Origin of the sequence: Flavobacterium frigidimaris (genome assembly GCF_002217275.1) — a bacterium.
GTDB classification, from domain to species: Bacteria; Bacteroidota; Bacteroidia; order Flavobacteriales; family Flavobacteriaceae; genus Flavobacterium; species Flavobacterium aquidurense.
This window is the reverse complement of sequence record NZ_MUGV01000007.1, coordinates 1-12,947: the sequence shown is the minus strand read 5'-3', so window position 1 is coordinate 12,947 and position 12,947 is coordinate 1. Positions and strand designations below refer to the sequence as shown.

Here is a 12,947-nt window from a genome sequence, read left to right as displayed (position 1 = left end):
TCTTTGCTACCAACATTTAATTCCTAACGGAATATTTCGCAGAGATTAAATGGTTACTCATACCTATATTAACTCGTAACGGAATATTTCGCAGAGATTAAATGTTGGTAACAATATCAACACACCATGCAAAATGTCCCGTAGGGACTACATCTTTAATCACCACCACTGAAAACTGCGACTGCGACTGAAAGTAAAATGAGATTCGAAAATCGAAACCTCAAAAATTGATGAATCTGAATTGACATTGATTTTATATTATTCATTATTGCCTGATTGTATATGTAGTCCCTACGGGACAAAATTCATTTTGCGAATATTATTTTTGCTACCCACATTTAATTCCTAACGGAATATTTCGCAGATATTAAATATTGGTACCTACCGAAATTTAGCTCCTAACACAATATCTCGTAGAGATTAAATGTTGGTAACAAAAAGCAACCGTCTATCTAAATGTCCCATAGGGACTATACCTATTGACAATTCAAACTGCGACTGCGACTGAAAACTATTTCTTCTTCTCCGGCGGCGCCACAAAATTCATTTCACTTTTACCTAAATCCTTCGAAGTTGCGATGGCAATTCCTCTTTGTTCTGCTTTATTTACAGCGCAATAAAAATGATACACTACTCCATTGTATTTTACTACAAATGATTTGTGCGCAAACATATTATCATAAGGTTCAGATGATTTGACAAGATCTTCGCCTTTCCAGTCGGTCCAGTTTACTAAATCATTTGAAACGGCAAAGCGGTTAAATGCACCTTGATTCCAACCTGTCCAAAAAGCGCCAAAATAGAACATCACCCACGTATCATTAATGCGCTGAATATAGGCATCTCCTGAAATTCCTTTATGATGATTGATTAATGGTTTATTGCCATAACGTTCCCAATGTTTCATATCGTTTGACACAGCCATAGCAATACGCTCTGCGCCTTTCGCAGGATTTAAGCTATCACCTCGCGCATTGTAATACATGATAAAATCGTGTCCTGTAACTTTGTCCTTATCACGAATCACACTATTTTTATACATCGTACTATTATCCCACCATCTGGCATCTCTGTCTTTTGGAGTTAAAACCGGATTTTCTAATCTTTCGAATTCGTGCGGTTTTGTTGGCGATTCTTTCGTATAAGCCATACCAATTGACAATACTCCGGCTTCGTAACCTTTAGTATTTCCGCCAAAATAACTCATCCAATATTTGTCATCATATTTTTCCCATTCGTAGCTTCCGCCCCATGTTGGGTCTTGTAACGAAATATATCCCGCTTTTTGGTTAACATCCCAATGTTGCTCGTTTTCTGAAAAAGACATTACTTTTCCTAAATGTTTCCAGTGTAATAAATCATTGCTTTCAGCAAGCCAGGTTTCGTAACCTCTTCCATCGTAAATCAAATAGGTCATAAACCATTTTCCGTCTTTTCTAAACACACTCGGACAATCCATTTTATAGGAGTTGTCTGTTGGCACCATCACCAAACCATATTTATAAGGCGTTTTGATTTCGTTGTAAATCTCCTGCATTACGGTTTCGTTGATTTCTCTTTTCTTGTATTTTGTCGTTGCACAGCTGGCGACGAAAAGTGCTGTAATGGCAATAAGTAGGTATTTGATTTTCATTTTCTATATGTAATTTATGGCAAGCGTATGACACGGATTTAAGCCGATTTTCGCGGGTTTTATTTTTTTGTTTCACGCAGATTTAAAAGGATTTTGGCAGATTGACGCAGATTATTTAATTTAAAAATCTGCGTCAATCTGCTTTAATCTGCCAAATCTGCGTGAAATTTATTTTAGTTCTTTCAATCTGGATTCCATTACTTCTTTGTTCAGTTTTACTTTTACCATTCCTGTTGGGTGAAATCTTCTTTTCAGATCGATGGCGTTGTATACGATTGTATAAACGTCGTTTCCTTCTGGAATTAAGCAAAGTGGCGTTCTCATAATGTCCCACCATTTATCGACTTTTGTTTCAATTGGAAGATATCTTGCTTCTGACCAGTTTTTCCCATCTTTTGATAATGAATACGCCATCATATTAGGTAAATGATGTCCCCAACCGTCCGGACCTCCATCAAAAAAAGCGATGTATAAACCGTTTGGTAACTGACTCACAATTGGATTTTCTACAAAAAACGGATGCATGGTTTTAATTGGATTGCTGCCATCTTTTATCCTACTCCATGGACCTTCTAAACTATTCGATTCGGCCAAAGCCACAGACCAGCCTTTTCCGGTTTTCTTCGGATAATCTGCCCATGAATTAAAAGGGTAAGCGCCGCTGTAAAAACCAAAATATTTATCACCTACTTTATATGGAAAAAATGAAGCCACACCCTGACGTCCTTCCCACGGTTCTGAGTCTAATCCCGGTTCCATGATGATTCCCATATCTTTGTATGGGCCGCCAATTCCGTCGATTCCTTCTACGGTTGATTCACATCTCCAGATTCTTCCGAAAGAATGATTTGGCTCTATAGTTTTACTAACTGTGTATGCTAAATAATAGCCGTACCATTTGTTTGCCTTTTCGTTAAAAACCGGCATATACGACCAAATGGCAGCACGGCGATCATTCATTGGGTTATCATCTTCGGTTATGGCGTAGGTTCCGCTTGCCTGATAAATCGTTGATTCTCTTTTCCAGTGAATGGCGTCTTTACTGGTCCAATGTCCGATTTTGGTTTTTACACGGTCGTAATAATAATCCACTCCTTTTTCTCCCGCTCTTTCTGTTGGAAACATATGATAGGTATCGCCCACTTTTACGACGCGACCACCTTCAAAACCTCCCTGAATTCCTCCTGTTCCGGACATTCCTTCATCCACAACGGGTTTATTTTCTCCGCCGATGATTTCGAAAAGTGGTTTTTCATCTGAAAATCCTTCGATTATAAAAGTTGGATTCCATAGTTTTCCGTCTGGAAGTTCTGCGTTTCTAAAAGTCAATTGCTGATTCTCTTTTACAACTCCTAAAACGGCAAATAAACCTTTTCCGGGATTTATAGTTTGAGTTCCTTTTGAATAGGAAATCGCATACACATTTACGGGAGGCAAACCTGTTATTGTTATTCCATTTTCTAAGATTAATTTGGCTTTCGCCGAATTATTAAATTGAAGATATTCTGGGTTTTCTTTTTCCTGGAAAACGCCAATTAATACCTGAACATTTTCTTTGAATTTTAATTGCAGTGGAGCGTTTGATCCTTTTTTATATTGATCTAAAGGAAGTTCTACGCCTGTTAATCCTTGTAAATCAGGTGCTAATCTGACAATATTATGTTTGCTTCCTGAGAATACGTGTGCGTATTGAGTAGTTTTGAAAGTTTTGTATTTGTTTACTACTTCAAAAGAGGCTGGTTTCCAGGTTGGGTTTTGTGCAATTACTGAAAATTGAAAGCATACTAAAAACATTAGTAGAAAAACTGTTTTTACTTTGAAATTGTATTTTGTATTTTTTGAAAACATTATTTTTTCTTTTTTTTAAACTTAAACTCAATCTTGTCATTGCGAGGAACGAAGTAATCACATTTACAATATCAAACTTTGCTTATTATTAGTGAGGTTGCTTCGTTCCTCGAAATGACAAACTGGACGTTACAAACTATGTGCTCATTACTAAGGACTAATCACTAAGAGCTAATCACTAAGAACTAAAACTCAAATCGCCTTATAACTCACTTTATATTCCACATTCGGCTTCACAATCAATTGATATTTATTTTTAGCCAAAGTCGTAATCGTTCCTGAATTTGTTTTTGGTTTGCTCGCACTTTCGAAAATCAATTTTCCTTCGCCTTCCGCTGCTTTTACTTTAATTTCTTTGGTGCTGCAGTACAATTCTACTTCACCATTTGGTGTTGGCACTTTTCCCTGCATCCATTGTAATCCGCCTAGATTGGGTTTAATTTCATATTCAGTATAACCCGGAGCAGTTGGTTTTACACCCAAATAATATTTTCCTAGCAGATAAATTGGACTAGAACCCCAGGCATGGCAAAGACTTTTTCCATAAGGGCGTCCGTACATCGCTAAATGTTCTGTTCCTTTTTTGCTTGGATTGTATTCTTCCCAAAAAGAAGTTGCGCCTTCTTTTAGCATTCCGCCCCAATAATTTTTCATTTCTTTCAACACATAATCTTGTTCGCCCATCGCACACAGTGCTTCTAACTCGTAAAAACGCATGTAGGGTGTTGTGATTTTAAGAACATTATCATTCAGCAACACCTTCTTTTTTATACTTTGTTTTTGTTCTTCATTAAAATAATTGAAAAAAATACCGAACATATTAGCGTATCTGGTTACAATATCCTGCATTTTACCATCAATACGCTGGTGCTTCATTACGTTTTCTTTCTTATCCCAAAACACATCAAATAATTTTGTTTTTAAATCATCTGCTAATGTTTCATATTGTTTTTGGTCCTCCTTTTCACCTGCAATTTTAGCACTAACCGCCATGGCTTCTAAACTTCTTGCTAAAAGCATTTGCTCAAAACTAACCTCACCGGTTTTTGGTAATCCGTTCGCCCAGTCAATAAAAACCCAATCGCCTTCTAAGGGTTCCAGGAATCCGTTTGCGTTTCTTCTTTTTAAACAGAATTCCATAAGTGATTTCATTCTTGGATAAAAAGTCTTGATGAATTTCGTATCGCCCGTGTGTAAGTAGTAATCGTAAACTCCCACAAACCAATACAGCGAATAATCCATGATGATATTAATATGAGCCGTCACCGGTTCTTTACCACGCAGCGCCAACAGCGTTCGCTCTACCGAAGCCGAATCAAAGAATAGATAATAATTCATCAAATAACTTTGATAAGCGTCGCCGGACCAAACCCAACGGTCGCGCTTTATCCCGTCTATAAAAAATTCGCGGGTTGTTAAATGCATTGTGTAAGCCGACACATCCCAAATTTGATTCAATTCCTGATCTGAAGATTTGAATGCACCACGATAATCCAATGGCAAATATTCATAAAGCATCGAAATAGAATCGTATTTTACTGTTGCATCTGCTTGTACCTGAACATAGCGAAATGCTTTTGATCCATTATGAGTATAGGTTTCAGATTGTTTTCCATCAAAAGATAAATGGTCCAGTGTTTCACATTTGGCAGTATCCAGCGCTTCCTCACGAGATTCACCATAATAAAGCGCTACTTTGCCTTTTCCTTTTAAACCGTGAATTTTAATATAACCAAAAGTTTCTTTACCAAAATCTACTAACTCACCTGCTCCTGTTTTTTCTGTTTTTTTTGCGCTTAAAGATTTGGTTGTTAGTTTAAATCCCGAAGGTTTATTCTCTGGTGAATAAAAATTCCAGGTACCAACAGGTACCCATGGTGTGCCTGACTGCTGTGCTTTTCCATTTTCATCAATCCAAAGTTTATCTTCATTGGTCACCTTCCAGGATGGATCCGATTTAACATATTTACCATCTATATAAATGGCTGGCAACACTTCCTGATTGTATACTTTAAATGAAATTTTGTGTTTCCCGGCAGGAACTTTTAATGATTTTGGCTGACCGTAAACCTGTACGCCATCTAAGAGTAATTGAAAAGGTCCTTCTGAGTAGATTTTTACCTCATCTGGTTCCGGAATATCTACATCTGTTTGAAAAGTTACAAGGGCATAAGGACTGTAATATTGCCAAAGCGGTGGAAATACTGCTTCGCGTTCTGTACGCCTTACCTGCATTTTATTGCTTAACCAAACTTCAAAATCACCTGGATACCAGATCCATGTCGCTTCCTTTGGTTTTTCTTGTGCAAATAGAAAAGAAGAAAATAAAACACTAAAGACAAGGAAAATTTTAAAAGTTAAAAAGCGGTTTAGCATAGTTAGTTTATTTTGGGACTAAAGATAAGTGTTATTTTTACATTTCACAACCTGTAGTGTCATGTTTAACAACCTGATTTAACTTAAAATCTGTATTGAAGATAATTTAATGCGTATTTTTTTATACAATTTATTAAATTTTAATTGATTTTTGATTGAAGTCGTAATTTGTTGTCAGATTTATCATTCATTGGTTTGGGAAAGTCTGCGCATAAAAAAATGCCTCAAAAAAATTTGAAGCATTCGAATTTTTATAAATAATTATAAGAGAGAACTCTAGTATCTACTTTCATGATTAGCATACAACCAAATCACTACTTGTTAACTTAATTTTTGGCTTCCCCAATTTAATCACAGCTTCCTTTATCTTAGTTTGATCTTCTTTAGAAAGGAATAAAGGTATCAATTGTCCTATCTCAATTTTTAATAACCGATTTATAATTACTAAATCTTTTAAAGTAAATGGTTTAATACCATTCATAAGCTCTGACATGTGGGTCTTGCTTTTATGTCCCAAGATAGAACCCAAATTTTCCTGGGTTAATTCAAATTCTTTCAGTTTTTTTCTTATTGTTTGTTTTCTATTCTCCAGAAACAATCTTTCCAATTCTGCTATCTGTTCAGCTTTGTCGTTTTCTATAAGTTTATAGTCGTCAATTTCGTCAACATCACTCCATTCAGAATTTTCATATTTTTCAATTATATCACGTAATTTGACTCTTAGGTTTTTAAAATGAATATTTTCCTTTGCAAGAAGTCTGAGTTTCCTATCAGAAATAAGGGCTCTTTCATAATCTAATTCATTTGTAATTACTCCCTTTTCTATTACTTTTTCTATGTCAAATTGTGTTTTCATTATTCTATATAACTGTTTTTTCTTAACCACTTCTCAATAGTTAATTTATTATTTTTAAATGTTGATTCATATTCCTGATGAGTGCCAGCCCAAACAATTGTAGCTTGTCCATCATCATCAAACTCAATCAAAATTAGCGTTCTATGGATATTAATATCAAAGAAATAGAAACCATCACAATGAACACAGTCGGCATCGTTTCTAATATTATTAATACTTTCTTCGCGAGAATCAAAGTTTTCTAAATCTGTAATTAGTTTATCAATTTCAGTACATAATTTTTTATTCCCGATGTTTTTCTTTTTAATCTTTAAAATGGTCTTCTTCCCAATAATTCTCATAACAATGACTTTGCAAATATAATTAAAGTTCTGATAAAAACCGAACTTTAATTATTTCGATCTTCCATCAACTCAAAACTTAATAGCCAGATTTATAAAAATTAACTTACAAATTAAAAATAGTTTCCCTTTTCAATTTAGTAGTAAATAAAAAACGCTTCCCTAAAAAAGAAAGCGTTCTTGGCATATGATATACTAAAGAAAAAATCTAATTCCCATTAAAAATAAAATACAAACTCAAAATTACAACCCCAAGAAGCGCAAACAATAACTTGACTTTTTTACTAGTTTTAGGAACATCAGTTTCACTCACAAAATTAGTTTCCGGAGTTTTATCTGCTAACGAAATAATAATTGCCGATACTAATAATGTCGCGAAAATGTAAAAAGAGATCAATAAAAAGTGAGGCCAAACAGGATATTTATCCGCAGGAAAAATCCATAAATATAAAACTCCAACAAATAAACTAAAAGCAGATCCCCAGGATAATGTTGCGTTTACTGCTTTCTTTGTAGTGCGTTTCCAGAAGATACTCAACAGGAAAACAACAGATAAGGAAGGTGCTAAAAATCCTAAAACGGCCTGAAAAATATTAAATAAATTTTGTCCTTTTATATTGTCAATGGCAACGGCAATCAAAATGGCGAATAAACATCCGGCTGCAATTGTGATACGACCAATTTTAATTTGTTCTTTAATAGTAGCCGTCGGGTTGATTTTCTTTACATAAATATCATTGGTAAAAACGGTGCTTAAGGCGTTTAAGGATGAACCAATTGTTCCTACCAAAACCGCAATCATCACACAAATCACCAAACCGTTCATTCCACTTGGGAATAAATTAGTCACCATGGTCATATAGGCCAAATCAGAATTTTTGCCCAATTCCGGATATAAAACATAACACAGAATTCCGGGTAAAATAAACAAAGGCAACGCCAATACTTTTAGCCAGCCAATGAAATTTACGCCCAATTGTCCGTGCTCTAAATTCTTTGCGCCCAAAACACTCTGCACCATCGATTGATCGGTACAGAAAAAAGCAACCGCCGCAACCGGATATCCCAACAAAATAGCCGGCCACGGATAATGTGCGTCGCTTGCAGGCTGCACTAAATTCCAAAAATTAGAAGGTGTTTTAGCTATTAAAGCACTGATGCCTCCCACTTTTTGCAATCCTAAATAAGATAAGGTCAAGGAAACGACAATTAATAAAATCATCTGAAAAACATTCACTTTTGCAATGGCTTTCAATCCTCCTGCGAAAGTAAAAATTCCGGAAAAAATAACTAAAACAGTAACACTCTGCCACATCGGAATTCCGAGAATCTGACGTACCAAAACTCCTCCACTAAATAATCCTAACGATAACCAACTTACCAAAATTTTCACCAAAGCGTACCAGGCCAAAATATTTTGTGTGCTGTCGCCGTAACGTTTTCCCATATATTCCGGCATCGTACTGACTTTGCTCGCAATATAACGCGGTGCAAAAACCATGGCCAAAAGCAGTAAAAAAACAAAGGCGTACCACTCAAAATTTCCGGCTACAATTCCGGTTGCATAACCAATACTCGCAAAAGCCAATAAGGAGGATGGACCAACATTGGTACCCCACATATTAAACCCGATGCTGTACCATTTTAGTGAATTTCCGGCCAGAAAAAGTGTTTCGTTTTTCTTGCTTTGTTTCACACTTACTACGTAACCAATAATTAATAAGGCTACTAAATAAACGGCAACAATGATAAAATCTAAGGTGGTTAACTTATCGTAGATACTGTTCATAGCTCATATTCTTTTAAAACATCAGCTATTTTAACTGGCATTCCGGTTTGTAAAGATTTGTCCATCGCCTGTAATAAAGCCACGGTTCCGATACCTTCTTTCATGTCCGGATAAGCTGTAAAATTTAGCTCGATACTGTCTACAAAATACTCCAGATAATTTTGATATTCTCCCGCATGATGGCTTTGGCCTTCAAAACGGAAATAATGTTTTAAAGTCGCATCGCCCCAGGTTATTACTTTTTCTTCACCAGTTTTGTCTGTAATAGCATAACGCAATTCGTGATAATCGGCCTGGCTTGCACCTTCGGTCGCTCTTAGAATGGTACTCATTCCGCTATCTCTTTGGGCCGGTTGTGTAGGTGAAGTGTAAACTCCGCTAACTCTGGCAATTCTTCCGTCAGTTGCTTTGAAGATGAAGTGCATCGTATCTTCATTTTTTAAACCTGCCACACTTCCATTACTGCTGATCATTCCGTAACCCATTACTTCTTCAATATTGGGTAAATACCATCTGATGAAATCGACAGGGTGACTTAAGCCTCCATAAAGCCATTTGAAAGATTGCAATAACGACCATTCTTTTTCTAAAAACCATCTGTGATCGGCGTGATAATGCGCTTCGATTGTAATTAAATCACCAATTAATCCCGCTTCAAAATCATTTCTTTGTCTTTTTGCAGGTTCAAAAAATCTTGAACTTTGACCTATGAAAACTTTCTTTCCGGTTTTCTCGCTCAAGGCTAATAATTCTTTTGCATCGGCTAGATTATCAATAAAAGGCTTGGTACAAACGACGTGTTTTCCGTGCAATAAAGCTTGTTTAACATGATCGGCATGAAGATGATCCGGTGTATAAATAGCAATAATATCAATTGCAGAATCATTTAATAAATCATCATAATTTGTGGTGTACGAATGAAAATCAAATTCCTTTGCTCTTTGTTTACACAATTCTTCATTTCGGTCACATACTTTTACGAGCTCCAATTTCGCGCTTTTTAAAGCTGCCGACATTGTGCTGCGACCTTCTCCAAGTCCTAAAATGGCGATTTTTAACATTGGTTTTATTTTAGTTTTTGATAGTTATTTTTATAGCCACGAATTCACGAATTATTATTTTAATACTACTTTTTATATTTTTCGAATAATTCGAATTAATAATTAGTTAGATTAGTAAAAGAATAATTCGTGAATTCGTGGCTATCTCTTATTTTGTTTCTACTTTGTTTAAGAAAATCCAAGTTTCATCAGGTTTTGCGCCTTCTATACCGGTTTGGTATTTTTTCATTAGGGCGTTCCAATCGTCTACACGTGGATTATTTTCTGTTGTTTTTGGATTCAGTTTATCCAGACTTTCGCCTTTCGGAATACTGATGACCAACATTAATTGTCTTCCGTTTTTGAAAACCTGCAATTGCTGAAAATCGGCGTTGCAGAATCCTTTTGCGATTTCCGGCCATTTTTCAAATTGAGTGGTGTGATAATCGACATACTCTTTTTGCAATTTTTCGTCATTTACCAAATTCGCTGTTAGAACGATATTTTCCCATTCTGATGCCGGTTTAGAATCTTTACATCTTTCAAAATTCTGAAAATCGTAAATAGGCTTTTCGTAAATTTTTATTTCTGCCGATGGATATGCGAGCGCCAACTTCTTTTTCGTTCTTTCCGGCTGATTCATTTTTCCGTAAATCACCAAATGATTTTTCCATTGGTACAAAGATTCACCCACAATTCGGAAACCTTTTATAGTTGATTTTACTTTTTCAATATCAAAATCAGAACCTACCATTTCGATCGCTACCGATTTTGGTAATTCTTGTAAACTTGAAGCTTCATCAACAAGTACTTCTTTTGTTAAAGCAGTATAAGGTGCTCTGATTCCGGCCGCCTCTTTTATTTTTGTGCTTACGTATGGATTATTATTTTCCCAAACATTTCCTTCCGGACCGTTATTATTTTTTAAGATTTTCTCTGTTGCAATCCAGTTGTTTTTTATGGTAAATCCCTGACTTCCTTCATCGGTATACAAGTACAACCATAAAAAAGGATCGTGTGCGTAGGGACTGAAATACACTTTGTCGATATAATTTTCCTCAATCCGGCTATTGGGCTGTGATGAAAGTGTGTAAATTCCGGAAACATCATGAAGATGTTTGGCATAATGATGAATTTTATTGGCTAAAATTTTATTATTTTCCATCACATTTTTAGTGTGTGTCCAACCCCAGCCCATTGAAATTCCGCTATAGGCCACATCCGAAATTTCGTTGTGTTCAATGGTAAGGTTTTTTACAAAACCAGCTGCAATTCCCAAACATCCCCAATCTTCGTTGGCAACATTGGTAATTAAATTGTCTGCAATTACTTCATCTGAACAAATTTCTCTTTCATCTTTTATAACTAAAGGCAAATGTGCTTCAAAAGCTTCTTCAGAAAAAACACCAATACTCATAGCATTTCCGCCAATATCTTTGAATAAATTTCCTTTGATGGTATTGTGATTTGTGCCTTTATTAAAATCTAATCCGGTTGAAGATAAATGTTCAAAACGACAAGATTCGAATTGATTATGATGCGCATAATTCACCTCAACAGCTGCTCTCGGTCTCCCAACCCAACCCTGATTTTCCAGATTCGCCTGATTTGGAGTTCCGGGAATTTGCAGTTTATAAGCATCCAATAAATACATCCCAGCCTGCAACGGAACGTGACCTTGTTGCGAAGGACGAAGCCAGTTGCTGTATTGAAAGGAGATTCCTTTGAAATTAAAATTATGAACCGGTGAATCAATTGTTCCTTTCATCTCCACTAAATTTTCCAGAACGGGAACAGTGATTTTAGCCGAAGTTAAATCCTCACCTGTTCTCGGAATATAATAGATCTTAGCATTTTTTTTATCCAAAAACCATTCTCCAGGTTCGTTCAGCATAGCGATTCCGTTGCTCAGATAAAATGCTGAATTTCCATTATTTTTTGAAATCCACGGCGCTGGCCACGGATGCTCGCTTTCAATGCGACTTTCAGGTTGTTCAAAAGAAAGTCGGGCGCTGTCTTTTTGTACTTCAATATTTTTGATACGAAGATTAGCCGTTGACCACCATTGAATGATAAACATTTCCATTCCAGGCTCGTACTTTATGGATTTATCTTTAAAAGGAATCCAGCACGTTTCTGTTTTTGCATCCCATGATAATATGCGATCCATTTGGTTTCCGGAAGTACTTTTTGCCCTAACGGCTTTTTTTCCGTTCACCCAAAGTTGTCGGTAATTGATTATTTCACCTGCTTTTTGAGGTGCATCGGCTACCCATATGTTTGCTTTTTTTACTCCGTTTATCGTTGCGCCTTTTTTCCAATTCTTAATTTCCAGTCCGCCGCTTATAATTGGTTTTGCATTTACAGCAGCTTCAATTGTGGTTGGACTTTCAGGAGTTCCTGAATCTTCAGGTCTTACGAATAAAGGTTCGTTTAAGTAATACGTTCCATCTGAAACTATAATATGAATTCCGTCTTTAATGGAGGAATCTTTTAGACGACGCAATTCTCTGGCTTTTCGCATTGCCATTTGTACAGTCGCTAACGGACTTTCTTTTGTTCCGGGATTAGTATCTTTTCCAGAAGTTGAAACCCAAATCTCAGCTGCAGTTGCTGAAAAAACAGAACAGATGATTAAAAAAAGGACAAGTAGCTTATTGACAGTGTGTAAACGCATTTTATATTTTTAATTTTAATAATGCTTAAATATAATTTAGAATGTAAATTTTATCAGTAAAAAACTGATATTCTAAATAATTTTAACATTTTATCGAAATATTAGGCACCAATTTAAAGTAACCCTAAAATATAAGTATCCTGTACCCTCCTGTTATCTGTTAAAATAAGTGTATTTTTTACACATTATAGTTTTTTACCACAGCGAGCACAAGGATTTTTATCTAGGATTACTTGTAAAAAACACAAAGTTCACAAAGCTATGTTTGATTTAGCTTTGTGAACTCAGTGTTTTTTTTAAGTTAAGAAGAAAAAAATCTTTGTGCTCTCTGTGGTAAATAATTACAAAAAAATAACGTCCGAGGGCTGTCGGACGTTAATTTCACAA

At 35.8% G+C, this 12,947-nt stretch carries 8 protein-coding genes; all 8 read right to left on the bottom strand.

Annotation, left to right across the window (positions count from 1 at the left end):
• Positions 1-511: 511 nt before the first annotated feature.
• The 8 genes from B0A65_RS03130 to B0A65_RS03095 all read right to left on the bottom strand — a co-directional run bounded on the left by B0A65_RS03130 (position 512) and on the right by B0A65_RS03095 (position 12,560).
• Positions 512-1,633: a glycoside hydrolase family protein gene (locus tag B0A65_RS03130; protein ID WP_074659254.1), complete on the bottom strand. Its 1,122-nt coding sequence runs from the start codon at positions 1,631-1,633 to the stop codon at positions 512-514.
• Between the two features lie 168 nt (positions 1,634-1,801).
• Positions 1,802-3,481, bottom strand: a complete 1,680-nt coding sequence (locus B0A65_RS03125) for a glycoside hydrolase family protein (RefSeq protein ID WP_074659253.1) — start codon at positions 3,479-3,481, stop codon at positions 1,802-1,804.
• 192 nt (positions 3,482-3,673) lie between these two features.
• The gene (locus B0A65_RS03120; protein ID WP_074659252.1) at positions 3,674-5,857 is read right to left on the bottom strand and encodes an alpha-L-rhamnosidase-related protein; all 2,184 of its coding nucleotides are present in this window, start codon (positions 5,855-5,857) and stop codon (positions 3,674-3,676) included.
• Between the two features lie 295 nt (positions 5,858-6,152).
• The gene (locus tag B0A65_RS03115; protein ID WP_074659668.1) at positions 6,153-6,713 is read right to left on the bottom strand and encodes a transcriptional regulator; all 561 of its coding nucleotides are present in this window, start codon (positions 6,711-6,713) and stop codon (positions 6,153-6,155) included.
• A complete protein-coding gene (locus tag B0A65_RS03110) occupies positions 6,713-7,054 on the bottom strand; it encodes a type II toxin-antitoxin system HigB family toxin (protein ID WP_074659251.1) in 342 nt (113 codons plus the stop codon). Before B0A65_RS03110 ends, B0A65_RS03115 begins: the two co-directional genes overlap by 1 nt.
• A 208-nt stretch (positions 7,055-7,262) precedes the next feature.
• Positions 7,263-8,843: a sodium:solute symporter gene (locus B0A65_RS03105; RefSeq protein ID WP_074659250.1), complete on the bottom strand. Its 1,581-nt coding sequence runs from the start codon at positions 8,841-8,843 to the stop codon at positions 7,263-7,265.
• Complete coding sequence (locus B0A65_RS03100; RefSeq protein ID WP_074659249.1) at positions 8,840-9,904, bottom strand: Gfo/Idh/MocA family protein; 1,065 nt, start codon at positions 9,902-9,904, stop codon at positions 8,840-8,842. The genes B0A65_RS03105 and B0A65_RS03100 overlap by 4 nt, the downstream gene beginning before the upstream one ends.
• Before the next feature lie 148 nt (positions 9,905-10,052).
• Entirely contained in the window at positions 10,053-12,560 is a 2,508-nt protein-coding gene (locus B0A65_RS03095) for an L-rhamnose mutarotase (RefSeq protein WP_074659248.1), read from the bottom strand.
• Between the last annotated feature and the right edge of the window lie 387 nt (positions 12,561-12,947).